The 26323-nt window shown below is 47.3% G+C and carries 22 protein-coding genes; 19 read left to right on the top strand and 3 right to left on the bottom strand.

Annotated elements, in window-relative coordinates; all coding sequences use genetic code 11:
- The first annotated feature begins 92 nt into the window (after window positions 1-92).
- The 13 genes from cdaA to ACE4RR_RS01150 all read left to right on the top strand — a co-directional run bounded on the left by cdaA (window position 93) and on the right by ACE4RR_RS01150 (window position 18466).
- Complete coding sequence (gene cdaA, locus ACE4RR_RS01210; RefSeq protein ID WP_375533563.1) at window positions 93-914, top strand: diadenylate cyclase CdaA; 822 nt, start codon at window positions 93-95, stop codon at window positions 912-914.
- A complete protein-coding gene (locus tag ACE4RR_RS01205; RefSeq protein ID WP_375533562.1) occupies window positions 907-2265 on the top strand; it encodes a CdaR family protein in 1359 nt (452 codons plus the stop codon). Before cdaA ends, ACE4RR_RS01205 begins: the two co-directional genes overlap by 8 nt.
- 33 nt (window positions 2266-2298) lie before the next feature.
- Window positions 2299-3639, top strand: a complete 1341-nt coding sequence (gene glmM / locus ACE4RR_RS01200) for a phosphoglucosamine mutase (RefSeq protein ID WP_375533561.1) — start codon at window positions 2299-2301, stop codon at window positions 3637-3639.
- 564 nt (window positions 3640-4203) lie between these two features.
- Window positions 4204-6006, top strand: coding sequence for a glutamine--fructose-6-phosphate transaminase (isomerizing) (gene glmS, locus ACE4RR_RS01195; RefSeq protein WP_375533560.1), 1803 nt, complete (start codon window positions 4204-4206; stop codon window positions 6004-6006).
- Window positions 6007-6410: 404 nt separating this feature from the next.
- A complete protein-coding gene (locus tag ACE4RR_RS01190) occupies window positions 6411-8540 on the top strand; it encodes a sigma 54-interacting transcriptional regulator (protein WP_375533617.1) in 2130 nt (709 codons plus the stop codon).
- A 269-nt stretch (window positions 8541-8809) separates the two neighbouring features.
- On the top strand, window positions 8810-10183 hold the full coding sequence (locus ACE4RR_RS01185; RefSeq protein WP_375533559.1) for an aminotransferase family protein: 1374 nt from the start codon (window positions 8810-8812) through the stop codon (window positions 10181-10183).
- Window positions 10184-10211: 28 nt separating this feature from the next.
- Window positions 10212-11315, top strand: coding sequence for a C45 family autoproteolytic acyltransferase/hydrolase (locus tag ACE4RR_RS01180; RefSeq protein ID WP_375533558.1), 1104 nt, complete (start codon window positions 10212-10214; stop codon window positions 11313-11315).
- Window positions 11316-12740 carry an NAD-dependent succinate-semialdehyde dehydrogenase gene (locus ACE4RR_RS01175; protein WP_375533557.1) on the top strand — a complete coding sequence of 475 codons (1425 nt, stop codon included), beginning with the start codon at window positions 11316-11318 and terminating at the stop codon, window positions 12738-12740.
- 18 nt (window positions 12741-12758) lie between these two features.
- Window positions 12759-13403 carry a GNAT family N-acetyltransferase gene (locus ACE4RR_RS01170; RefSeq protein ID WP_375533556.1) on the top strand — a complete coding sequence of 215 codons (645 nt, stop codon included), beginning with the start codon at window positions 12759-12761 and terminating at the stop codon, window positions 13401-13403.
- Window positions 13404-13459: 56 nt separating this feature from the next.
- On the top strand, window positions 13460-14905 hold the full coding sequence (gene nhaC, locus ACE4RR_RS01165; RefSeq protein ID WP_375533555.1) for a Na+/H+ antiporter NhaC: 1446 nt from the start codon (window positions 13460-13462) through the stop codon (window positions 14903-14905).
- A gap of 22 nt (window positions 14906-14927) precedes the next feature.
- On the top strand, window positions 14928-16028 hold the full coding sequence (gene ald, locus ACE4RR_RS01160) for an alanine dehydrogenase (RefSeq protein ID WP_375533554.1): 1101 nt from the start codon (window positions 14928-14930) through the stop codon (window positions 16026-16028).
- A gap of 166 nt (window positions 16029-16194) precedes the next feature.
- Window positions 16195-17550 carry a glucoamylase family protein gene (locus ACE4RR_RS01155; protein WP_375533553.1) on the top strand — a complete coding sequence of 452 codons (1356 nt, stop codon included), beginning with the start codon at window positions 16195-16197 and terminating at the stop codon, window positions 17548-17550.
- Between the two features lie 85 nt (window positions 17551-17635).
- A complete protein-coding gene (locus ACE4RR_RS01150; RefSeq protein ID WP_375533616.1) occupies window positions 17636-18466 on the top strand; it encodes a PhzF family phenazine biosynthesis protein in 831 nt (276 codons plus the stop codon).
- 669 nt (window positions 18467-19135) lie between these two features.
- Here the strand turns inward: ACE4RR_RS01150 and ACE4RR_RS01145 are convergent.
- Window positions 19136-19621: a hypothetical protein gene (locus ACE4RR_RS01145; RefSeq protein ID WP_375533552.1), complete on the bottom strand. Its 486-nt coding sequence runs from the start codon at window positions 19619-19621 to the stop codon at window positions 19136-19138.
- Window positions 19622-19844: 223 nt separating this feature from the next.
- Between ACE4RR_RS01145 and ACE4RR_RS01140 the strand changes: the two genes are divergently transcribed.
- Together ACE4RR_RS01140 and ACE4RR_RS01135 are read left to right on the top strand one after the other, a co-directional pair.
- Window positions 19845-20399, top strand: coding sequence for a TetR/AcrR family transcriptional regulator (locus ACE4RR_RS01140; protein WP_375533551.1), 555 nt, complete (start codon window positions 19845-19847; stop codon window positions 20397-20399).
- Window positions 20400-20463: 64 nt separating this feature from the next.
- Window positions 20464-21606: an MFS transporter gene (locus ACE4RR_RS01135; protein WP_375533550.1), complete on the top strand. Its 1143-nt coding sequence runs from the start codon at window positions 20464-20466 to the stop codon at window positions 21604-21606.
- A gap of 21 nt (window positions 21607-21627) precedes the next feature.
- Here the strand turns inward: ACE4RR_RS01135 and ACE4RR_RS01130 are convergent, their stop codons facing one another.
- Together ACE4RR_RS01130 and ACE4RR_RS01125 are read right to left on the bottom strand one after the other, a co-directional pair.
- Entirely contained in the window at window positions 21628-22080 is a 453-nt protein-coding gene (locus ACE4RR_RS01130; protein WP_375533549.1) for a hypothetical protein, read from the bottom strand.
- Between the two features lie 159 nt (window positions 22081-22239).
- Entirely contained in the window at window positions 22240-22830 is a 591-nt protein-coding gene (locus tag ACE4RR_RS01125) for a hypothetical protein (RefSeq protein ID WP_375533615.1), read from the bottom strand.
- Window positions 22831-23082: 252 nt separating this feature from the next.
- On the opposite strand from ACE4RR_RS01125, the gene ACE4RR_RS01120 reads away from it, so the two are divergent.
- The 4 genes from ACE4RR_RS01120 to ACE4RR_RS01105 all read left to right on the top strand — a co-directional run bounded on the left by ACE4RR_RS01120 (window position 23083) and on the right by ACE4RR_RS01105 (window position 26289).
- Complete coding sequence (locus ACE4RR_RS01120) at window positions 23083-23559, top strand: SRPBCC domain-containing protein (protein WP_375533548.1); 477 nt, start codon at window positions 23083-23085, stop codon at window positions 23557-23559.
- A gap of 418 nt (window positions 23560-23977) precedes the next feature.
- Window positions 23978-24835: a 23S ribosomal RNA methyltransferase Erm gene (erm, locus tag ACE4RR_RS01115; RefSeq protein ID WP_375533547.1), complete on the top strand. Its 858-nt coding sequence runs from the start codon at window positions 23978-23980 to the stop codon at window positions 24833-24835.
- Window positions 24836-24952: 117 nt separating this feature from the next.
- Complete coding sequence (locus ACE4RR_RS01110; protein WP_375533546.1) at window positions 24953-25489, top strand: histidine phosphatase family protein; 537 nt, start codon at window positions 24953-24955, stop codon at window positions 25487-25489.
- A 224-nt stretch (window positions 25490-25713) separates the two neighbouring features.
- On the top strand, window positions 25714-26289 hold the full coding sequence (locus ACE4RR_RS01105) for a YdeI/OmpD-associated family protein (RefSeq protein ID WP_375533545.1): 576 nt from the start codon (window positions 25714-25716) through the stop codon (window positions 26287-26289).
- Window positions 26290-26323: the final 34 nt, after the last annotated feature.

Genomic DNA, 26323 nt, shown 5'->3' with positions numbered 1-26323 from the left:
ACATAGTACATGGCGAGCGTCAGGGAAAAAAATTGTGCTATAATGTAATCGGTATTTTGTTTTTTTTCGAAATAATAATTGGAGGAAGTACGATGTTTCCTGGAGACTTAAATGTTTTAAATACATTAGGAATGGTTGTGGACATCACCCTGGTGACGTATGTCATTTATAAGCTGATTACGGTAATTCGGGGGACCCGGGCAGTTCAGCTGCTGAAGGGTATAACGGTCATTCTCGTCGTCTGGCTGCTAAGCAGTCTGTTCGGTCTGCGGACGCTGCAGTGGATTATGTCGCAGGCAGTTACATACGGGCTGTTAGCCATCATTATTATTTTCCAGCCGGAGCTGCGGCGCGCACTCGAGCAGCTCGGCCGCGGCAGGATTTTCGGCCGAAACATTACACCGGAAGAGGAGAATGCGGTAAAGACCGTCGAAGCCATCCTCAAATCGATGAAATACATGGCAAAGCGCCGCATTGGGGCGTTGATTTCCATTGAAAACGAAACGGGCATGAACGATTATGTGGAAACGGGCATCCCGATGAATGCAACGATTACGTCGGAGCTTTTGATAAATATTTTTATTCCGAATACCCCGCTGCACGACGGAGCGGTCATCATGAGAAACAATGAAATCGCAGCGGCTGCCTGCTACCTTCCGCTCTCGGAAAACCCGTTTATTTCCAAGGAGCTGGGGACAAGGCACCGTGCAGCGCTAGGGATCAGTGAAGTCACCGACGCGATGACGCTGATCGTTTCCGAAGAAACCGGAAGCATCTCCGTCACCAAGAATGGGGACCTGCACCGCGACATAGATGAAGAAACCTTACGGGCTATGCTGGAAAAAGAGCTGCTGCTCACGGAAGATAAGAATCCATCCAGCCTGTGGCAATGGGGAGGCAAAAAGGATGGATAGACTATTCAACAATCACTGGTTTGTGAAATTTGTCTCCTTGTGTGTCGCGGTCATGCTCTATATCATGGTAAACATGAATAACGTCAGTAATCAGCCCGGCGTCATTCCAAACAATGACGAAAGCAGCTACACGCTCGAGGATGTGGAGCTGCGGGCGGAGGTGAATGACGAACAGTATGCAGTCGTCGATATGCCGGAAACGGTCGATGTCGAGGTGACCGGCACGCAGACGTCGATCATGCTGTTTCAATTATCCCGCTCCAATTATGAGGTGTATGTGGACCTCCAGGAAATGGGGGAAGGCACCCATAACGTCCGGGTGGATCACCAGAACTTCCCGGCGGACTTAAACGTTGTTATCAGTCCCCGCACCGTGAGTGTCACGATTGAAGAGCTCGAAAGCAGAGACTATCCGGTCGATGTGGAGCTGACAAATGAAGATCAAGCGGAGGACGGCTACACCTTCGGCGACCCATCGACCGACCCGGAACAGGTAACGGTGATTGCAGCGCCTTCGCAGCACCGCAGGATTGAAAATCTTCGTGCGTATGTCGATGTTTCCGGGGCGAACGGAGACGTGGAAGGAGAGTCCCAGGTCGTCGCCTATGACGCGTACGGGGAAGAAATGAACATAACCGCCGATCCAGAGATTGTCAACGTACACGTGCCGGCGGACAGCCCATCCGCAGAGGTGCCGATCAATCTTTCGAGAGAAGGCAGCCTGCCGGACAACCTTAGTATTGAATCACTCGATATTGAGCCGACAGAGGTAACTATTTTCGGGCCGATGGAAATTTTAGAAGAGATTGATACCGTTGAAGCGGTACTTGACCTCTCTGAAATTGAAGGCAATGGCACGATAGAAATAAATCCGGAGCTCCCCGAAGGCGTGGAACGGATCCGTCCGGAGACGCTTGAGGTCGAGGTCGAGGTGGCAGACCGCGAAGAAGCAGCGTTTGAGAGCATCCCGATTGAGATAGAAAACATGCCGGAGGATCATGAATTTGATTTCGCGAATCCGGAGGATGGACAAGCAAATGTCACACTCTTCGGCGCAGCCAATGTGCTTGATGGGCTCACCCAGGATGATATCGCCCTGTCAGCGGAATGGCAGGAAGACGAGGATGGCGGTGGCAGAACGACGCTTCCGATCAGCGCAGCCGGCCCCTCCAACGTAAGAATAGAACCGGATATCAATGAAGTGGAAATAGAGTATCAGCAAAATGCGGCCGAAGAAAACGACGAAAACGAAGAACCGGATGAAACGCCGGAGGAACCAGCAGAAGAGGAAGAAGATAGACAAGATGAACAAGAACAAGAACCACCGCCAGAAGAAGAAACATCGGAGTAAGACACGGATACGTACTTAAGGAGAGATGGATGTATGGGTAAGTATTTTGGAACCGACGGAGTGCGGGGAATAGCAAACAAAGAATTAACACCAGAGCTGGCATTCCGGCTCGGCCGTGCCGGGGGGTACATACTGACAAGAGAAGTTGATCATCCGAAGGTATTGATCGGCCGTGACACGAGAATTTCCGGTGAAATGCTCGAGGGCGCTCTTGTGTCAGGGCTTCTTTCCATCGGGGTGGAAGTCATGCGCCTCGGAATCATCTCTACCCCGGGCGTGGCGTATTTAACGAAAGCAGTCAGTGCGCATGCCGGAGTGATGATTTCTGCGTCCCACAACCCTGTCGAAGATAACGGGATTAAGTTCTTCGGCTCCGACGGCTTTAAGCTGAGCGATGAGCAGGAGGACGAAATTGAATCCCTCATTGAAGGCGAGGACACGATGCCGCGTCCAGCCGGCTCGGGTCTTGGCATCATTAATGATTATTTTGAAGGCGGGCAGAAATACCTGCAGTTTCTTAAGCAGACGATTAATGAAGACTTTTCCGGCCTTCATATTGCGCTTGACTGTGCACACGGCTCAGCCTCGTCGCTCGCGCCGCACCTGTTCGCGGATCTTGACGCCGATATCTCGACGATCGGAAACAACCCGGACGGTATCAACATAAATGCCGGTGTCGGCTCCACTCATCCGGAAGCACTTGCCGCTTATGTAAAGGAAAAAAGGGCGGACGTCGGACTCGCATTTGACGGAGATGCTGACCGCCTGATTGCAGTCGATGAAAAAGGGAATTTCGTGGACGGCGACAAAATTATGTACATCTGTGCGAAGCATCTGCGCGAGGAAGGGATGCTTGCCCACAATACGGTCGTCACCACTGTCATGAGCAACCTCGGCCTCTACAAAGCGCTCGAAGGCATCAATGTCCAGACGAAGCAGACGAAGGTCGGCGACCGCTACGTGATGGAGGAAATGAAAAACGGCGGCTACAGCCTCGGCGGCGAGCAGTCCGGGCATATCATTTTTCTCGATCACGTCACGACCGGCGACGGCATGCTGACGGCATTAAAGCTTGTGGAAATGGTCAAGTCGTCCGGGAAGTCGCTTTCCGAGCTGGCCGCGGAAATGGAGACGTTCCCGCAGAAGCTTGTGAATGTTAGGGTCACGAACAAGCATGAGGTTGACAGCAACCCCGAGGTAAAAGCAGTCATTGACCGCGTCGAAGCGGATATGGGCGGCAACGGCCGCATCCTTGTCCGTCCGTCCGGCACCGAGCCGCTTGTCCGGGTCATGGCAGAGGCGGAAACGACCGAGCTTTGTGAAAAATACGTCCAGGAAGTCGTCGATGCAGTCGAGACGCACATGGGCGCCTGAAAAATTGTCATATGCGCCAGCCCTCACCGCAGACGGGGGCGGCGCATAATTTATTGTATAGAATTTTCCGGTGGCAGGATAAACACGTAACGTTATAAGGCTATTCACCGACTAATGATGCAGAGAGCATGTTTAAAAGATCCCGCCATCGGGAAACTCTCTTCAAGACTCACCCTTTTCTTAAGTAAAGCGTTTGTCGAAAGATGCAGATTGCCACCCCAAAAGTCTTATAGTAAAATGGAACAAGATAACATGAAAGGGGGACAGAGGAAATTATTTTTATAATTAAAGCGCCCGGACTGCCTGATCGGACGGAATCACAGGCAGTTGACGAGGAGGAGGTTCATCGAACGATCGGCGGATGCCTCCCGGTTGCACGTCACAACCGCTAAGGATCGATGGAAAACACAGAGGTGACTCTGTGAACAAACATCGGTGCAGTGACGAACAGAAGGCGGAACGGGGAGAATTGGATACCCTTCATACGCCAAATAAAAATAAAGAGCGGGGCCCGGTTATGCCCCGTGGCATGCCGTGTCCCGCCGACTCAGGAGGACACGTACTATGTGTGGAATTGTAGGATATATAGGAAACGAACAAGCAAAGGATATACTCATCAAAGGGCTGCAGAAGCTTGAATACCGCGGCTATGACTCCGCCGGCATCGCTCTTGTCGGAAACAGCGGCATTGAACTGTACAAGGAAAAAGGAAGAATCGCCTCTCTCGAGGACGCCATCAATAAAGACGCCTCCGGTACGACCGGCATCGGCCATACGCGCTGGGCGACCCACGGCGCACCGAGTAAGGAAAACGCCCACCCGCACCAGAGCGTGAGTGAGCGCTATACCCTTGTGCACAACGGTGTAATCGAGAATTACCAGCAGCTGAAAAAGGAGTATCTCCATGATGTGACCCTTGCGAGCGAAACCGACACCGAAGTAATCGTTCAGCTCGTCGAGGCTTTTTCGCAGAAAGGTGAAAGCACCGAGGAAGCGTTCCGCCATACACTCTCGCTTCTGCACGGCTCGTATGCGATCGCACTGATCGACAATGCTGACAATGACACGATCTATGTCGGGAAGAACAAGAGCCCGCTTCTCGTCGGTCTCGGCGACGGCGTCAATGTTGTGGCGTCCGATGCGATGGCGATGCTTCACATCACGAAAGAATTTATTGAAATCATGGACGAAGAAATCGTCGTTGTCACCAAGGACAATGTCCAGGTGAAAACACTCGACGGCAAGAGCGTGACCCGTCATTCCTTCACGACCGATATCGACGAAAGCGATACGGAAAAAGGCACATACAACCACTTTATGCTGAAGGAAGTCGATGAGCAGCCGTTCGTTATGAGAAACATCGTGCAGAAATATCAGAACGACGACGGCGACATCAAGCTCGACGGCGATATCCGCAGCGCAATCAACGACGCGGACCGCCTCTACATCATTGCCGCAGGCACGAGCTACCACGCCGGCCTGGTCGGAAAAGAAATGATGGAAAAGGTTGCGAAGAAGCCGGTGGAAGTCCATATTGCTAGTGAATTCCTATATAACCAGCCACTGCTTTCAGAAAAACCGCTCTTTATCTTTATTTCACAAAGCGGAGAAACCGCGGACTGCCGAGGCGTTCTCGTCAACGTGAAAAAGAATGGCTATAAATCACTGACGATCACCAATGTTCCCGGCTCCACGCTTTCGCGTGAAGCAGACTTCACGCTGCACACGTACGCCGGACCGGAAATTGCCGTCGCGTCAACGAAAGCGTATACCGCGCAGATGGCGGTGTTCTCTATCTTAGCGATGGACAGCGCCCGCGCCCAGGGCATCGACACCGACTTCGACGCCATCCAGGAGCTCAGCCTGATCGCAAACGCGATGGAAACACTATGCGACCAGAAGGACGTCATGGAGCAGATCGCCCGCGACTACCTGTTTGAGACACGCAGCTGCTTCTTCATCGGCCGTGGCATGGACTATCACGTCGTCATGGAAGGCTCCCTGAAACTCAAGGAAATCTCCTACATTCAGGCAGAAGGCTTCGCCGGCGGCGAGCTCAAGCACGGCACGATCGCCCTGATCGAGGACGGCACACCGGTTGTGGCTGTCACAACGCAGAAGCATGTAAACCTGAACATCCGAGGAAACGTCCAGGAAGTCGTCGCCCGCGGCGCCAACGCCTGCATCATCAGCACCGAAACGACGAAGCAGGACGGCGACCAGATTGTCCTTCCGGACATTCACGAGCTCATGACACCACTGCTCTCCGTCATCCCGCTGCAGTTGATCGCCTACTACGCAGCCCTGCACAGAGGCTGCGATGTCGATAAGCCACGGAATCTCGCGAAGAGTGTGACGGTGGAATAAAAAAATAAACTAATAAAACTGCCAGCTTAGAGAGGTAATTGATTCTCCAAGCTGGCAGTTTTTTTATGGAGTGCAAAAATCAAATTTAATAAATTAGTTTAGGATTAGTTTATGTGAACCATATCACAAATTGAAGTATAGAAAAGAGTGGAAAGAACAAAAAGAAGTATTTACATAAAATAAAGGAGGGCGTACTTATTGTCTGTACGGTCTCCTTTTTGCTTCTGTTAACCTGTACTTCACTCATCAATGCATGAGTATTGAGGTTTAGTTTAGCAAATACAAATCGGTTGTTTTTCACTTGGGATGGGAAAGTTCAAATGGATCATGCCTTCCCTGCCCAATATATCTCAACTAAAAACCTCTCATGTTATGATAAAGACAAAAAGGAGGATGGGCCTATGCTGTACCGTGCCTTAAAAGAGGCAGCGCATCCAATACACTCATTGTCTCTGCAGCCGCTGGATGACCAGGTGGAGAAGACGATTCAAACGTGTAACGTAACCCACTTGTTTCTGAAAAAGGATAACGCTTTTTATGCGTATGTTTCTATAGAGGAAGTTCGGAATAAACGACTTCAGGAAGAGGACATTGTGCCTCTCTTGGAAAACCATGCGGTGCCGCTCTCGGAGACGATTACGATTACGCCGGAGCGGAAGCTGTCGATTCCTTTTTTGTTTCAAATTCTCGGGAAGCAGCTGGTGCTGATCAAGGGCGAGGCGGAGGAATATGCCGGTTATCTCACGAGAGAAGAGCTGCTGATTGAATTGTTTCAGCACAGCAATACGACGTCGGATTTCCTGAAAATGATGCTGTCTTCGATTCCTCGCGGTATTTTTGTCGTTGATGATATGAAAAAGGTCGTTCACTTTAACGATACGGCGCTCTCGATGATGAGGACGACGGAAGAAAAGGTAAAGCAGCACTCCGTCGATGACTTCTTTCACGCCGACATTATTGAACACGTGCTTCAGACGGGGGAAACGGTGTTAAATCAGATCCTCGTTCAGGAGGAAGCGGGCCTGCTGCTCGATTATTCTCCGATATTTGATGAAGAAAACCAGATAAACGGCGTTATTATTATCGTGCAGGATCTGCCGCAGGTCGAGGAAATGGCGCTTGAAATCGGCTACGTGAAAGACTTAAACCGGGATCTGAACGCGATTCTTGCGACGATGTATGATGAAATTCTTGTTGTCGATCAGCACGGGACGCTCCTTCGTCACAGTGAAAACTACCTGGAGCATGCGTGGAGCGAGGATCTTCACGCCATTGTCGGGCAGCGCATCCACGACTATTCGACGATGGAACAGGCCGATCCGTCCCTGATTGATCTAGTGCTCGAGGAGAAAAAGAAAATTACGTCGATGCAGACGCTCGCCTCCGGCCAGAAAGTTTTGTCGGTCGGAAACCCGATTTTCGGCGAAGACGGCATCGTCGACCGGATTGTAATTGCCTCAAGGGATATTACGGAAACGACCAGGCTGAAGTCAGAGCTGAGAGAAACGAGGCAGATGACCGATCAGTATAAAGAAGAGCTTCAATCCCTGAAAAAGCAGCACCACCAGTCGCTTTCGCCGGAAATTGTATATGGCAGTAAAAAAATGGAGAGCGTGATGGCAACCGTCGAAAAGCTCGCGGATTTTCATTCCACCGTTTTGATTTTAGGAGAATCCGGTGTCGGGAAAGAGCTGATTGCCAAAGCCATTCACGATAACGGAGCACGCGCGGACAAGCCGTTTGTGACGGTAAACTGCGGCGCGATCCCGGAGGACCTGCTTGAGAGTGAGCTGTTCGGCTATGTGAAAGGCGCGTTTACGGGTGCGGACAGCAGGGGAAAGGTCGGCTATTTTGAACAGGCGAACCACGGGGTACTGTTTCTTGATGAAATCGGCGAGCTCTCCCTCCACCTGCAGGTGAAGCTGCTCCGTGTCCTGCAGGAGCGGGAGGTTTCCCCGATCGGAAGCGTCCAGTCCAAGCCGATTGACGTACAGATCGTCACCGCCACGAATCAGTCTCTGGAGAAGCTTGTCAAGGAGGGGACATTCCGGGAGGATTTGTATTACCGCATTAATGTCATTCCGATTCGCGTGCCGGCACTGCGGGAAAGGCCGGAGGATATTCCGCTGTTGTCGTATACGTTTATGGATCAGCTGAACCGCAAATACGACAAGTCGTTTCATTTAACACCCGAAGCGCTGCAGGTGCTCGAGGCGTATGGATGGCCGGGTAACATACGAGAGCTCCAAAACGTCATTGAGCGACTTGTCGTGACGGCGGACGCGGAACTCATTGAGGGCGAGTACGTCCGGAGGTTTCTCCATCCGGCGGAATCCTCCTCCTCGAGCGTCGCTGTCACCGAAATTATGCCGCTAAAGGAAGCGAAAAAGCTGCTGGAGCGGCAGATGGTCGAGCTTGCGATGGAGCGCTATAAGACGACGACGGCCGCGGCGGAAAAGCTCGGGATGAGTCAGTCGGCTGTCAGTCGGAAGTACAACGAAGTGAAAAAGTATGCAAAAAATCATAACAACTGAAGATTTCACAGGAAAAATAATGGTGAAAGATCTTATAAAACAGTATGTATGAAAATAATCATAGATTATGCAAAAAATCATAAATTGTCAGATTATCTTCTATAGATGAATGCCTGGTTTCTCCGGGCATTCATTTTTTATATTTTCTAAATATTTCGCCCAATGGAAGGGCTTTCGCAGAAGTTTAAAAAAATAAGTGCCGCTGATTTTCAAAGTTGGCACGCTTATTGCAATGTCTATGAGCAAGCGAAAAAAGGAGGTTATGAGACATGCAGCAGGCACCAACGACAGATAACAATCACACGAACATATTAGAGGAGCTCGACCGGAAGCATTTCCTGCACCCGTCGAGCGTGCCGGGCCAGACCCCGAAAATGGTCTTCTCCGAAGGAAACGGCATTTATGTCACCAATACAGAGGGCGGCCAATATATTGACGGCCTTTCGATGCTGTGGAACGTCAATCTCGGCCACGGGCAGAAAGAGCTGGCAGAGGCTGCGCAGCAGCAGATGTCGACGCTTGCTTTCAGCTCATCGTTTGCCGGCTACTCGAGCGAACCGGCGATCCGGCTCGCGGCGAAGCTGGCGGAGTGGGCACCGGAAGGATTGAACACGTCGTTTTTCACATCCGGGGGATCCGAATCCAACGATACGGCATTTAAGTTGGCGCGCTTTTACTGGCAGCTGAAAAAGCAGCCTGAAAAAACGAAATTCCTGGCTCTCCGCCAGGGGTATCACGGCGTGACAATTGGAGCGGGCACGGCCACGGCGCTGCACGGCTTCCATCGATTCGCAGGCACGCACATGACGGACGTCTACCACGCAACGCCGCATTTAACGGAATGCGAACGAGGCGACCGCAGTCATCCGCAGTTTGAACAGTCGATCCGGGCACTGATCGAAAAAGAAGGGGCGGATACCATTGCCGGCCTGATTATCGAGCCGATTCAGGGCTCCGGCGGCGTGTATATGCCGCCTGTTGGGTATCTGCAGGCTGTCCGGGAGCTCTGCAGTGAGCACAACATATTGATGATCGCCGATGAAGTCATCAGCGGGTTCGGCCGCACAGGGGAGAAATTTGCAGTCGACCACTGGGGTGTTGTGCCGGACATGATGTGTCTCGCGAAAGGCATCAGCAGCGGGTACGCGCAGCTCGGAAGCGTCATGTTTCACGATGAAATCAAAGCGGTGCTCGAGCAGTTCGACCAGGTGATGGCGCACGGGTTTACGTACAGCGGCCATCCGACGGCATGCGCGGTAGCCTTGAAAAACCTGGAGATCATCGAGCGCGACGGCATCATCCCGCATGTCCAGGAAATGGAGAAAGTGATGCTGGATGGATTCGAGTACTTGCGCGAGCGTCATCAGACGGTCCACCTTCCGAGGAATATTGGGCTGATCGGCGCATTTGAGCTTTTTAAAGACCGGGACAAGGATGAACGCTTCCCGGGCGAATGGAAAACAGGACTCGATTTTGTCGAAATGTGCTTTGAGAAAAATCTCATTCTCCGCGCCCCTGGCAGCGCAGACGGCAAAAGCATCGTTGCACTCGCGCCGCCGCTGATTATTTCTTCTGAACAGATTCAGGAGTTGATCGAACGGCTCGATGAGGCATTGCACGTATTTGATAAGAAATACTGCTAACTTCTAACGCAAAGGCAGGAATCAAAACATGAAGAATATAGACCTATCAGGAACGCCGGAAGAAATCGGCAGGAAGCACGGCCTCGAAGGAAAAGAAGAGGTGCTGAAAAGCCTCGACACCTATGAACGGTTGTTCTACGGCTACCAGCAGATTAACTGGACCACCGTTCGCGAACGCGGCAAAATTCACCTGCCGGTGATTGAAAAATACGACGTCTCGATGCTCGAAGAAATGGAAGGGGTGGCCGCGGGGGCAGGAGTCGATTTTGAAGATATTCTCGCCCTGAACGCGCGCAGTGAAATCGCGCTGACCGGACAGGCTCATAACAGCTTCACGGACGGATGCACGAGCATCGGCATGACCGCCCCGTATGCGGCGGATACGATTATCGGCCAGAACTGGGACTGGAAAGGAGAACAGACCAAAAGTCTTCTCCTGCTCCGTATCCGCCAGGACAACCGGCCCGACATTGCGATGGTGACCGAAGGCGGGATCATCGGGAAGATCGGGATGAACAGCCATTCGGTCGGTGTTGGTTTGAACGCGCTGATTACCGACCGTAAAACAGACGGCGTGCCGATTCATCTAGGCCTCCGTGCCGTCCTGAATGCCTCTTCGCTTCACGAAGCACTCGCTGGCGTCCAGGATGGCCAGCTTGCTTCGACTGCCAACTTTCTCATTGGCGCAAGCGAAGGCAAAGAACGGGGGATGGTCCTCCAGGCAGAGGTATCGCCTTACGGAGTCTCGATTACGAATGACAACGCTTCGCTCGGCGTTCACACGAACCATATCTGTTCACCGGAAGTATTGCAGCACGTAAACGATAAAAACAATTTCCGCTACAGCGATTCTGAAATCAGAAAACGGCGCGCGGAACAGCTCATCCGGATTGATCAGCAGAAACAGACTCCTTTTACTGAAGATACGATGAAAAGCTGGCTCCGCGATACGTTTAACGCGCCGAATGCGATCAATCATTATGTAAACCCGAAAGCGCCGGAGCACCGGCAGATGGAAACGGTCTTTTCGATCGTCATGAACCTGACGGAGCTGCGCATGCATGTCTGTGAAGGAATGCCGGCTCATCAGCCTTACAGAAAATATTCTGTCAAGAGAGAGGAGGCTCTTTAAATGCTTTTTATTAACGGATCGTGGAAGAAAACAGACGAGAAAGAAACGATTTACAATCCGGCCAATGGCGAGGCCGTCGGGGAGGTTTTTCTTGGAGGAACAAATGAAACCGAACAGGCAGTGACAGCCGCGCACGATGCCTTTCTCGAATGGAGAAAAACGACAGGAAAAGAAAGAGCGGCATTTCTCCGGGCGCTCGTGAGTGAACTCGATACACACAAACGCGCTATTGCCGAGACGGCCACAAAAGAAATGGGGAAGCCGCTTGCGGATGCCGAGCGGGAAGTGTTGGTGGCAATTGATTATCTCGAATGGTACGCCGAAGAAGCGAAACGCATTTACGGGGAAGTGCTGCCGCCGTCGGACCCGGCCAAGCAGCTGCTCGTCATCAGACAGCCGATTGGTGTCACAGCAGCGATCACTCCGTGGAATTTCCCGATTTCGATGATTATTCGAAAGCTTGCGCCTGCGGTCGCGGCCGGCTGTACGATGCTCATTAAGCCGGCCCCGTCGACACCGTTAACGGCCGTGAAGCTGTTCGAATGCATCGAACGCGCCGGCTTTCCGAAAGGGGTGCTGAACCTCGTTCATGGAGACGCGGTGGCGATCGGAAAAGAAATGACCTCCAACCCGCTCGTGAAAAAGCTGACGTTTACCGGCTCTACGGCCGTCGGCAAAAAGTTAATCGAACAGTCTGCCGAGCATGTGCAGAAAGTATCGATGGAGCTCGGAGGCCACGCGCCGTTTATTATCTTTGACGATGCCGACCTTGATAATGCGGTCGCAGCCGTGATCGGCACGAAGTTTAAAAACGCCGGTCAGACATGCATCAGCACGAACCGCATATACGTCCAGCAGTCGGTGGCGGAAGTATTTTCTGAAAAGCTCGCTGCTGCCGTACAGAACATCCTGGTCGGAGATGGGATGAATCAAGACATTGACATGGGACCGCTCATCAGCACCGAAGCACTGGACAAAGTGGAGCGGCAGGTAAAAAATGCGGTGCAGGAAGGAGCTTCCATCACATCCGGTGGAGCAAAAACAGGGGAGCCGGGATATTTCTATGAGCCGACCGTACTGAGCGGGGTAACAGAAGAGATGACGATCGCCACCGAGGAAACGTTCGGCCCCGTCGCTCCCATCTTTATTTTCGAAACAGAAGAAGAGGTCGTGCAGCGGGCGAACAATACGTCCTACGGACTGGCGGGCTACTGCTTCACCAAAGACATGGACCGTGTGCTGCGGATGATGCATCAGCTTGACTACGGCATGATCGGCATGAATGACCCGGCCATTGTCGTTCCGCAGGCGCCCTTCGGCGGTGTGAAGGAAAGCGGGCTCGGCCGCGAAGGCGGCACGTCCGGGCTTTACGAGTATTTGGAAGAAAAGTACATCTCCATACGCGCTGTTTCCGCGTTATTATGAAAGAAAGGGAGAGATACAATGACCACGCCTTATGAGACGATTGGACAGGACGTGACGATTCGCCCGGTGACGAAAGAAGATATTCCGGCGATTTACGAGGTCGCTGTCATCGGGTTTGGAAAGGATATCGCTTTCGAACCAAAGCATTATGAGAGTCAGATTGAGAAATTTCCGGACGGGCAGCGCTGCGTTGAATACGACGGCCGGATTATCGGCGCGTCCGGCAGCCTGCGGGTATCCGAAGACCAGTTCCAGGTGCCTCACAAACTCAGTGACATATGTGACAATGGCTATATTCGAAACCACGACGACAGCGCCCCGCACCTGTACGGCATAGAGGTCGTCGTGCACCCGGATTACCGGCATCTGAAAGTCGGACAGAAGCTGTATGAAGAAAGAAAACAGCTGGCCCGCGACCTGCAGGTAAAAAGTATTTTGATCGGCGGGCGTATTCCGAATTATCACAAATATCAGAATGAATTAACGCCGGAACAATATGCAGAAAAAGTGATCGAGGGAGAGCTTTATGATCCCGTCATGACCTTTCAGCTGAAAAGCGGATTTTCGTTCCGCCGTATTTTAAACAACTACATCCCGGAGGATAACGAATCCTGTACAAATGCTTCACTAATGGAATGGATCAATGACGAGTACAGCCCATAAAAAAACTGTAATGAAGACGAATAGGTCCCCTACCACTATGCGAAGGGAGCAGGATAATGAAAGAACAAAACAGGGAACCAAAAAAGCCGACACTGATTCATGCGCTGATTCCGATCATCTTCATGGTAGCTGCCTTGTTTGTAGGCATCGCCCGCTATGAGGCAGATCCGCATATTCCGTTATTTCTAAGCGGAGTCGTTGCAACGATCGTGGCTTTTTCTCTCGGTTACAGATGGAAGCGGCTTGAAGAAGGGATGATCCGTGGTATTTCGCTGGCGCTGCAGGCCGTTATTATTCTCGTTATTATCGGGACGATTATCGGTTCCTGGTTAGCCGGCGGGATTGTGCCGACGATGATTTTCTACGGGCTTGATATTTTATCCCCGACCTACTTTCTGGTGGCCGCCTGCGCTATATCATGTATTGTGGCGGTCGCTTCCGGCAATGCCTGGACCGCTGCAGGCACGATAGGAATCGCACTAATGGGTGTCGGTGAAGGCCTCGGCTTGAATGTCGGAATGGTCGCCGGTGCTGTTATTTCAGGGATTTATTTTGGGGATAAAGTGTCTCCGCTTTCTGAAACGACCAACCTGGCGCCGGGTGTAGCAGGAGCTGAATTGTTCGAACACATTAAACACATGATGTTTACCACCATCCCGGCGCTTGTTATTTCGTTAATTATCTACTTTGTGATGGGCTTTTGGGCATCTGGCGCCGGAAACAGCATTTCTCAGGTAGCGGAGCTGCAGGCAGCGATAGGAGATCGTTTTCTGGTCACACCGTGGCTGTTGATTGTGCCGGGTATGATTATTGTAATGATGGTCATGAAAATGCCGGCCATACCCGCTCTTACCATCGGTTCGTTAATGGGAATTTTCTGTTCGATTGTCGTTCAGGGCGTGCCGGTATCCGATAGCATATCAGCCCTGTTTTACGGCTATACATCGGATACGAATAATGAGATATTAAGCAATCTTCTGAATAACGGCGGTATTGAAGCAATGATGTATACCGTTTCTCTTCTTATAATCGCGCTCAGCTTCGGCGGTATTCTCGAAACAGCTGGATTCTTCGCGGTCATTGTAGAAAATCTGATGAAGCTCGCGAAATCCACGGGAAGCTTGATTTCCACTACGGTTGCGACGTCGATGACAGCCAATGTCGTCGGCTGCGAGCAGTATTTGTCGATCATTATTCCGGCGCGGATGTACGCGGGCGAATATAAGAAACGACGCTTGAAAATGAAAAACCTCTCCAGGACAGTGGAGGATGCCGGGACGATGACATCTCCGCTCGTGCCATGGAATACATGCGGTGCCTTCATGTTCGCTACGCTCGGAGTGAGCGCGTTCGCCTATGCGCCATATGCGTTTCTCGCGCTGCTGAGTCCGATTATTGCGATCATTTACGGCTATACCGGATTTACAATTGAGTACGAAGACGATGCAGACGAAGCTGCATTGGAAGAAGACATGCCATCCAAGCAGGAAAACGCACTGTAACTAGAAGCAGGAGGGAATAACGATGAGAATTGGAGTACCTAAAGAGGTCAAGCAGGGAGAAAACAGAGTCGCACTCAGTCCGACGAGTGTCCAGGTGCTGTGTGGAAAAGAAGCGCAGGTTTTGGTTGAAAGCGGCGCAGGGATTGGGAGCGGATTTGAAGATACCGAATACGAGGCAGCCGGTGCCGTGTTGTTGAAAAACGCGGCAGATGTATGGGAGCAGGCGGAGGTTGTCGTCAAAGTTAAGGAGCCGCAGCCCTCCGAATATGACTATTTCCGCCCCGGGCTCGTGCTGTTCACCTACCTGCACCTCGCGGCAGAACCGGAGCTTGCAAAAGCACTGATCGAACACGAAGTGACGGCGCTCGCTTATGAAACGATTGAAGAAAATGGCGCGCTGCCGCTGTTAACGCCAATGAGTGAAGTGGCCGGCAAAATGGCCACACAGATCGGCGCTCATTTATTAGAGAAGCATCATAGCGGACAGGGGGTGCTGCTCGGCGGCGTACCGGGTGTCAAACGCAGCAAAGTAACGATCATCGGAGGCGGTGTGGCCGGAACGAACGCTGCCCGCATCGCTGTCGGTCTCGGAGCGGGCGTCACCATTATCGACCTGAACGCCAACCGGCTCCGCGAGCTCGATGCCCAGTTCGACTCGAAAGTGACAACAGTCATGTCGAACCCGGTAAATATCGCCGAAGAAGTAAAAGATTCGTCCCTCGTCATTGGGGCTGTCCTCATTCCGGGAGCGAAAACACCAAAGCTCGTCACCGAAGAAATGATTCAGTCGATGGAAGACGGCTCCGTCGTACTCGATGTGGCGATTGACCAGGGCGGTGTCTTTGAAACCGTCGACCGCATTACGACACACGAGGATCCCGTTTTCATCAAGCACGGCGTTGTCCATTATGCCGTCGCCAACATCCCGGGCTCTGTTCCGCGCACCTCCACGATCGCGCTGAACAACGTCACCCTGCCATACATCATGCGGCTTGCATCTAAAGTGGAAAGCGACGCATTTCTCGAGGACCCTCAGCTCGTAAAAGGATTAAATACGTTCAAAGGGCGGTTAACGAATAAAGAAGTAGCGGAAGCCCTGCAGCTGGAATACGACATGGCGTAAATAACAGCTGAGCCCCATCCTCGGGGGCTTTTTTTATATATACGAAAAAAGTCTTAAAAGTCAGAATTTTAAGGAAAAAATGTTTACGCTTACATTTCCTTTATGTATACTCTTAATAGAAATGTTAATTGAAACGTTTCACTAAAAACATAATAGGAGTGTTAGTTTGAGAAAAATTTTGTGCATGTTAGCTGTCTCGACTTTTATTGTTAGCTTTATGCTTTCCTCTTCATCATCCGCGCACCCGTCAGAAAAAGGCAAAGAAATCGCACTTTCTAAGCAGCTTGAGGCTATTTCGAAACAAACCTATCGCTATTTTGAAGATTTTACAGACGATGATACTGGGCTTACATATGATGCCGTAAGAAAAACAGAGGACGGAGACATTGAACCTGCAAAACATACCTCGCCTACTAATATCGGCATGTACTTTATGAGTACGATCGCTGCGGAAGAATCAGGCCTCCTTTCTAAAAAGGAAGCCATCACGAAAATTCAAACTTCCATAAACACTTTAGAAGAAATGGAAACATGGAACGGCCTTTACTATAACTGGTATTATACGAATGATGGCTCACTGATGACTGATTGGGGGCAATTCATATCCACCGTGGATAATGGGTGGTTGTCCGCCGGTTTAATCGTCGTGGGAGAAGCTTATCCAGAACTCAAAGATCAAACGAGTACTCTTGTGGATGACATGGACTACTCTGTTCTTTATGATCCAGAAGTTGGTCAAATGCATGGCGGTTATGATGCAGAGATAGAAAGCTTAACAGATCACCATTATGGGGCTTTATATACGGAGCCGCGTGTGGCAAGTTACTTGTCTATCGGTAAGGGGGATGTGCCGCAAGACCATTGGTGGAGAATGTATCGCACGATGCCGGCGGACTGGGATTGGCAGTCCCAGACTCCAGAAGGCTATACCGAAACATATGATGGCATTGATGTATTTGAAGGACACTATAGCTACAATGGGCAAAAATATGTCCCAAGCTGGGGAGGAAGCATGTTTGAAGCTCTCATGCCGCAGCTGGTAATGAAAGAAAAAGAGCTTGGTACAGATGCCCTCGGGTTAAATAACCAGCGTCATGTTGATATTCAAATTGAATATGCAGAAGAAGAAGGGTATGACGCGTGGGGAATGTCGCCGGCAGCTACACCTGAAGATTATAAAGAATTTGGTGCTGCACCGCTTGGAATAGAAGGGTATGAGGCAGATGGAACGGTTACGCCGCACGCCACTTTCTTAGCCCTGGAGTACGCGCCAATGAGAGCGTTTGAAAACATTCAAACCTTAAAAAGCTACAACACTTACGGTGAATATGGATTTCTAGATTCAGTGAATGTGGAAACAGGAGAAGTAACCAATGCTTATCTTGCCCTGGATCAAGGCATGTCTATCGTTTCCATTGCTAACTACCTGCATGATGGTGTCATCAGAGACTACTTTCACCAGGATGAAATTGGGGCAACTCCTGAAAATTTATTAGAACGTGAAGAGTTTTCAATCAAATAAATAATAAGAGCCTGGGATTAAACAAAAATAGTCACGGGGAAGACGCAGCTATAATTAGCAGCCTTTCCGTGGCCGTGGGTAGTTCATCAATTATTATGGAGGCAACCCGTGTCCGGTTGTTCTGCATGCAGACAGTTTAACAACAGACATCATGCAAAAGATGACAAAGGATTTTGCGCATGAAGCAGCCTTCGTTTTAAAATCCACTCGTTCTGATTGTGAAATAAAGCTTCGTTTCTTTGTTCCTTTGCATGAGATGGAAATGTGTATCCATGGGACGATAGGAAGCATTACCGTTCTCGTAAATCGAGGGTTGATAAAGCATTCACCAACGATGGTGGAGACAATGCTGGGGCCGGTCAATGTAGTGTGGCAAATAAACGGATCGAATGTTGATTGTCTTGTCGAACAGTTCCTTCTTGAATTTGTGCATGTAAACGATACAGAAGAAATTTGTAACGCATTACATATCGAAAAACAGGATATTAATAATTTTCCTATACAATCTGTTTCTACGTCCCGCCACAAATTAATTATTCCATTAAAAACGGTGGAAACACTTAATAATCTTAGACCCGACTTTGAGTATCTATGGAACGTATGTGATGAGCTTAATACCACCGGGTTTTATCCTTTTGCCATGGAAAAGAAAAGCGATCAGTGTGTGCAGGCACGTCAATTCCCGAAAAGAGCTGGATATAACGAAGATCCGGCAACGGGTGTAGCGGCGTCTGCATTAGGCGCATATTTATCGGAACATAAGGCATTCTCCCCTTTAAAGGAGGGGTGGAACAGTTTTACAATTATTCAAGGAGTTGCGATGAGGCGTCCAAGCCTTATTACCTCCGAAACGTTTATAACAGAAAATAAAATTAGTAGAACTCGAATTAAAGGAAGCGCATTAGAAAAGCGCTAAGTGTTTTAGTGTGGGAGGAACCATATCAATTATGTATAATGTTAAAGGTCCCTAGTGTAGACCATGCGTCTTGTATTGACAATTACTTCAGCAACAGCAGGAACTGGAGACATTGCTCTTTAATTTTTTTTTGTAGTAAAATAGTAAATCACACTACTTATCAAAATAATACTTCCTATAACTACGAAGCTCGCAACTATTATTGGGGGATAAGATTGTAAGGATGTAACTAAACAATAAAACATAATTCTTTTTGAGGTGAACATTATGTTAGGGCTAGTAAATAACAAAACCTTCTTGTGAGGTAATACAAGCAAATGAAGTTAGTTTATAAACGCCTAGGAAATCGGATATGTGAGTTATAATGAAAAGGAGAGTTAGTTAGATTATGTCCAAAAGGAAACGAGAATATATAGGATTTATTATAATTCTTATTATTTTTTCACTAATAATTTTAATTTTTGATCTACCTAAAATGAGTAGTTTTATTATAATAGCAGTAATTGCTGTTTTTAATATTTTTCTTTTTGAGGTATTCGGTACAAATAAGAAATCGGAAAGGAGACGGTGACTAACCGTCCTCCTATCACACCTCTGAATCAAAGATCAATATGATCTTTGATTTGTTAAGCAAACTCGTTAATTCCAAAACACCATTGTTAAATAAATTTACGCTGGATTAACACTTATTGCAGTAGCTTCGTACCATTTATCTTGACCACGACTTTTTTGTTCATATTTAATAGCTATATCGAAATTTTTTGCAGTAGATTTATTTAAAGCGCTTTGAATATCATTAGAGCCTAAATCTTTATTAATTATAAGAGAAGATATAAGCCCAGATGCGCCACCTGCTCCCATACTAATTTTAAGTGATTGGGTGAGGGGGTGAGCAACTGCTGATGTAGCTATGCCATAACGTATATTATTCAAAACATCTGCATCCTTTTCTGCACGTTTTACTTCATCAAGAAAATCTACTAATTCACTCCTGCTAACAGTTTCTTTAGTCGTGAAATTTAATCCGATGTCCTCTGCTGACCAAGGTTCTATAGGAATTATTCGATTAGCTGCAGAGGCATCCATCGTAGTTAGCGAGACTAATAGTAATCCAATAATTCCGATTAATAATCCTTTTTTAAAAATAAATATCACCCCTATATAATTTTACTTATATAGAAAAAGATAGTAAATTTATAAATTTTGTAAATGTAATTTTCAATATTGATAATATTGTACCATAATATAGTAATTTAAAAATTAACAACTTTGTCGTCAATATATCGTCAAAAAATAGAAACCATTGACGATACAATCAGAAATTGTTATTCTAAAATTAGAATGATTGTTCTATCTAATATAAGGAGAAGTGGATGATATGAGCCGTTCTATAAAACGAGACACACTGCTGGAAGTGGCTGAACGATTATTTTATGAATATGGATTTCACGGGGTAGGACTGAAGCAGATCATCAATGAATCAAATGTTGCAACAATGACGCTGTATAACCATTTTTCTTCTAAAGAAAATTTAGTTGAAGAAGTGCTGAAACAGCGGGAGGAACGGTACTGGTCTTATTTGGATGCCAACGTAGAAATGGATTCGGATTCTCCATTTATTCTCGTAGTGGAAGCTCATGGCCGCTGGTTAAAAGAACATTCCACCAAAGGCTGCATGTTTTTAAGGGCGATAGAGGATTATGCGGGGACGAACAACGAGATCGAGAATATTGCCAGGGGGCACAAGTCCAAACTGCTGCGCTATTTTCAAGAATTGGCCAAAAGAAAGGGCAGGGACAATGAGCGGGATTTTGCCGAACAATTTACTTTGCTGCTCGAAGGCACAACGTCGATGACGACATTGATTGGGGCAGAACAAGCAACCAAACATTCTATTACGATGGCGAGGACACTTATCCAACACACATCGTAATTTTTTTTTTTATAAAATAGAAAGGTCGTTCTATATAATTTATAGTCTCAGGAGGAGAAATACGATGAAATTATTAAGATTGGTTCTGCCGGGTCTTACGATGATTGCTGTGACGTATGGCCTGGCCAGGTTTAGTTTTGGGCTGCTGCTCCCCGACATAAAGGAATCCCTCGGAATGTCAGAAGCCGTGTCAGGGATTATTTCTTCTTTGTTTTATTTTGCGTATTGCGTAATGATTGTCCTCTCGACCGTGATTACTACAAGAGAAGGTCCTCGACGGATGATTCTCTTAGCAGGGGCTTCAGCCTTTTTGGGATTACTCGTCATGGCTGTCACTCCCAATGTATGGGTACTGGCGGTTGGGGTGTTCTTAGCTGGAGCAAGCACCGGGCTTGCCTCTCCTCCATACGGCGCGGCGATCTCTCTTTGGATGAGCAGAGCGGAGCAGGGGAAGGGCAATACATGGATTAATTCAGGAACGAGCTTTGGTATCGCCCTGTCCGGGGCAGGGGCGATTTTATTATCGCCATATTGGAGAGTAACCTATGGAATTTATGCCGTTCTGGCACTGCTGGCACTGCTTTGGAATTTCAGAGTCATTCCAAGAGCGGAGAAAAGGTGGAAGGTAACCTTTGAAAAAGGAAATCTATCCTTAAAAGGAATCAAAGGAGCCAATTCATTGATTACTGCATCATTGATACTCGGGATTTCCACCGCTGCCTTTTGGACCTTTTCCCGATCTTTTATAGAAATTGCGGGAGATTACAGGAGCTGGGAGCTCTCCGGCTTCTGGGTGGTCATCGGTATTTTTGGTGTGCTGGGCGGGTTTTCTGGTTCTCTCATTGAAAAATACGGACTGGCCTTTGCGTACAAGCTGGGCAGTTTATCGATTGCATCAGCATCAATATTGATATCTATCGCACCTGAAAAATGGCTTGTGTCATTCGCGTCGGCAGGACTGTTTGGCGGGGCATATATATTTTTAACCGGTGTACTGCTCGTTTGGGGCATCCGTGTATTTATAAAAAATGCCTCCCTGGGGATTGGGATTCCCTTCCTGCTGTTGGCCGTGGGGCAGGTAATCGGTTCCTCGCTGGCAGGATTATTTATCGGGGCGTGGGGGTATGCTCCTGCTTTTATTCTTTATGGCTTTATAGGAATCGCAGCTGTTTTCATAGGACCGAAGAAAAATAAGGCAGAAGATTGAAATGTTTTTCTATAAAAAAGCTCAATTCAAATGCTTTTTAATAATATTGAAGATATCTATTAGATAGGTGGCATTTCCGACTTTCTCAATAGAATGAGGGAGAAAATACAGCAATATATTATCGTCTTCTCCCTTTTTTCTAAAAATAAGGAAGGCATGTCTTTCCAGCCAATCATAATACGTATCATTTGGGAGCTTTACTTCCACCTTGAAGGATGGAGGTAGTTGATTTTGAAAGGGAACGAATGCACAGCTTTTTGTTTCTATGGAGGAAAAATAGGGCTGGGAGTCTTTGTCAACATAATGAAAACGTCCAGTGGCAGCTACTCTTTTATTTGAATATATGTACCCGCTCACATGGTAAAAATCCACCCCTCTTCCTATTTTGTTTTTCCCCCACCACACGGCTGTGGAAAATACATCTCCTTTAGAAACGGTAAATGCCTGCTGTGTCATTAATTCAAAACCAAACAAGTTTTTCTCCCTCATTCCAGTGTATGATTGTATATACATATGAAAGAAGAGAGCGATATATCATCCGCAGATCCGGTATCATTGAAAAATTACAAGAAAGGAGACCGTCCCTGTGGTCTGGACGGTCTCGCTTCTTTTCTATTTTCAACAGCAAATCGGTTATTTAATTTCGATCGCTGACGTCTTGTTGTTCCAATCCGCAGCTAAATTAGCAGTTTTACCATACCAATCGAAATGTCTAAAGAAGACTCCGTCGCCGTACCCTTGAGATGAAGTGTGCTCCCACAGTGTCGTCGAATAGCTTGAAGAAGGGGACGCCGTACTTATGGAGGAAATTCTGTCATTCCAGCTCGAAGACAAGTTTGTAAATCCATCTCTCCAATAAATATACTGCCCGCCTTTATTTTTGTTTTCATAGAAATCGGTGCAGCAAGTACCGCTCGCCATGACATTGACTTCGCTTTGGAGTCTCTCTTTATCTTTTTCAATAAATTCCTGCAGCGTTTCCCTGCTCGTAAATCCATATGCCAGCCAATCGCCATTTTTATTCTGTTCAGGCAGAACCATGGTTACTTGTATGTCTTGGTTGGAGTGGTTATTCACGGCGACTTGGGAATCGACATCTTTTTCATCCACCGTTACATAGTGGAACGATTCAATCGTATTATCGTTCTCCTGGTTGTTTTCGGCCGCAAAAGATACATTAGAAAAGGAGAAAACCGCTAAGAAGGTAAAAGCAACAGTAAGCATAAAACTGTTAAGCAATTTCACTTCAAACACTCCCAATTCATAAATTTGCATGCCATTTAAATATAGTGGAACTTTTTTTAATATGAAAGGTTCAAAATCCATAATTTTACATAGATTATTTTGCCAATTTTTGGAACAAAAAGGTCGAAATGAGGAAAGTAGGACCCAGAATGTATAGCAATCCCCGAGAAGAAACTTTTACCATCCATAAGTGATAAAATTAGGACAGAACGCCAATAAGGAGTGTTTAAGATGACAAATCAGTCAAGTCATAGAATAGATTCTGCTTCAAGAGTAATTATGGCATCCCCCCACATCATCTACCGTGCATATTTGAATCCGGAAGCATTGGTTTCATGGCTTCCTCCACAAGGGATGTCAGGTCATATTGACATATTTGACCCTCGCGAAGGCGGAGCTTATCGAATGACACTCAACTATGAAATAGATCACACCAGCCCAGGAAAGACTTCGAAAAATACTGACGTATCTCAGGGAAAGTTTCTTATGCTGATTCCAGACACAAAAATCGTCCTATCTGTAATATTCGATTCGGATGATCCGGCTTTCACAGGTGAGATGATCCAGACGTGGTACCTTGAAGCTGTTTCAGAAGGCACAAAGGTGACTATCGTTTGTGAAAATGTACCTGTAGGAATTCGCAAGGAGGACCATGACACAGGATTAACATCCACACTTGAAAATCTCGCTGAATTTACTGAAAAATAGACTGTAAAACACTTTAAAGAAGCATTGACTAAATATGTAAGTGTATCTATAATTATTTCTGTACCTAATACGATTGTGAGGAGGATTATTAAAAATGCATTCTGTCAGACTTCGTTTCCCAGCTTTGAACCAGTAATTAAATACGTTCAAAGGCTCTGTTTGGGAATACAGAGTAAACGGGAGTAGTCTGTCCTTTTTTAATAATCTTCGTAGTATAGATAATTTGTTGCGAGAGAAAAGGCAGAGAAGTCTGTCTTTTTTTTCATGCTATTATCTTGAATTGCTTTATATAATAAGGCTTATTTGGTATTCCAGTCCTTATTGCATGATGTCCAATTTCACAAGGATACATTTCTTCCTTTGCTCTGATTCGCAGGCAGCCGGTCTGTGGATTTTTATTGTGAAAGGAAGAAAAATCATGACAAGAAAAAAGCAAAGGTACGCCGGGAAAAAAGTCAACCGCGGCAATCCTACAAACTTTTCCGGACAGCATTTACTGCATAATAAAAAGCTATTAAATGAAATTATCAGCCAGGTAAATATAGCAAATTCCGATACGGTGTTGGAATTGGGTGCCGGTAAAGGGGCATTAACCACGCTTCTGAATCAAAGAGCTGCAAAGGTAGTGGCAGTTGAGTATGATGTCAGGTACGTAGAAGCTTTAAAACAAAAACCACTGCCTAACACTACAATTATCCAGCAGGATATATTAAATCTGCGTTTCCCAAAGGAGAAATTTATTGTGGTAGCGAGTATTCCATACTCCATTACCACACCGATTATGAAAATGCTTTTGAACAAACCTTCTAGTGGATTTCAACGTGGAGTCCTTGTGCTGGAAAAAGGAGCAGCGAAAAGATTCACATCGGATTTAGTGAAAGACAGTTATATAGCAGCCTGGAGAATGTACTTTGACATAAGCTGTGTGAGAGGGATTTCAAGAAAAAATTTCTCTCCCCCGCCAAGAGTAGACTCTGCAATCATGACGATTAACAGGAAAGCAGTGCCGATTGTACCATTAAAAGATTATATAGCATTTTATGGCCTTGCTGAGTTCGTGCTGAAAGAACCCAGCTTATCTCTTGATACAGCGCTGAGAGGGGTGTTTACACCGCCTCAAATCAAACATGTAAAAAGAACTCTTGGCCTTCAGCAGGACGTTCCTGTGGCAGCACTGTCCGAGATTCAATGGGGAGTTATTTATGAAGCGATGGTACAGCATGTTCCAAGATTCAGATGGCCAAAGGTAAAAAAGGAAAAATTGAATCATTTTTGAGTTTGGTTTTGAAGACCTGTGTCAGGAGCGAGCCCCTTCTGCTCGATTGTTACTAAATTAAAGGTGAGCAGCATACATTACCAGTACAAATAATGGTGCATGGGAGGGGGAGGTCACTTGTACAGATCATTGCTTGATGCCTTGCGAAAAGGTGGCTTTATATTGTATGCAAGGCATGGGGAAGCAGCTGTTGGAAGTGATTTGCCTCATGTAAACCTTCAAGACTGCCTTACTCAAAGAAATCTTTCGGTTACGGGAAGAAAGCAGGCCATTTACTATGGAGACATGCTTCGTTCTTTACAAATTCCTATTGAATATCCTGTTGTGGCAAGTCCTTTTTGCAGGACTATAGAAACAGCTCAGCTGGCATTCGGAGGCAGCAATGTTTACATTGATCCCTTTTGGGTGGAGATATATCGGTTGAGTGGAAGTCTGCCTGATGAAGATAGAAGACGAATTTTGAATCATCTACAGTCCGTGTTAGAAACAATACCAGAGGAGGGAAGAAATAAGGTTATTGTAGCTCACAGCTTCCCGGAAGGAATGGGACTGGGCCCAATACCTAATATGGGGACAGTGATTGTAAAACCCGGCGGTCCAGGAAACGGGTTCGAAGTCGTTCACCAATTCTCTTTGCCAGAGGTAGGATTTTAGGTAAAACAATAGGTCCATCAGAGCGCCGGATTGTTCAGCCGGCTCTGATGGATTTCATTTTTTTCTCATTGTTCTTGTAAGAATCTTTATTATTAAGTGCTACTAACAGAGTCATCCTCATGATACAAAACGTGCCCAGCCAAGTAAGTTTCGCAAGAAAATGAAGATGACCCCGCTCGACTATAAAAAGGAGACGCTTAAAGTGTAAACACTTCGTAAAACGAATGTCTATTGCGAGGGATGGGTTTTTAAGAGAAGCCACCCAGTGGAAGGAAGAATTTGAAAAACTGAGAGAAATCGTGCTTGACTGTGAACTGACCGAAGACTTTAAGTGGATGCATCACTGCTACACGTTTGATAACAAAAACATCGTATTAATACATGGATTTAAGAAGTATTGCGCGCTGCTGTTTCACAAAGGAGCCTTATTAAAGGATGCCCATGGAATTCTCATTCAGCAGACAGAAAATGTACAGGCTGCCCGCCAGGTTCGGTTCACCAATGTTCGAGATATCGTTGAATTGGAGTCCATCTTGAAAAACTATATATATGAGGCCATTGAAGTGGAAAGAGCCGGTCTGGAAGTGGAAATGAAGACAGAATACACTATACCTGAAGAGCTTCAACATAAATTCGAAGAAAACCCTGCCGTGAAAACAGCATTTGAAGCATTGACCCCGGGGCGGCAGAGGGCATACATTCTTTATTTTTCGAAAGCCAAGCAATCCAAAACGCGAGAGTCCCGGGTGGAAAAATATGTGCAGCACATTCTCATTGGCAAGGGATTACATGGTAGTTAAAAAAGAATAATAGATAGAAAAAAGCACCCTGCAG

The organism is Alteribacillus sp. HJP-4, assembly GCF_042139015.1.
Classification (GTDB): Bacteria; Bacillota; Bacilli; order Bacillales; family Marinococcaceae; genus JBHIKY01.
The sequence above is the reverse complement of the archived record's forward strand: the minus strand, read 5'-3'. Positions and strand labels throughout refer to the sequence as shown.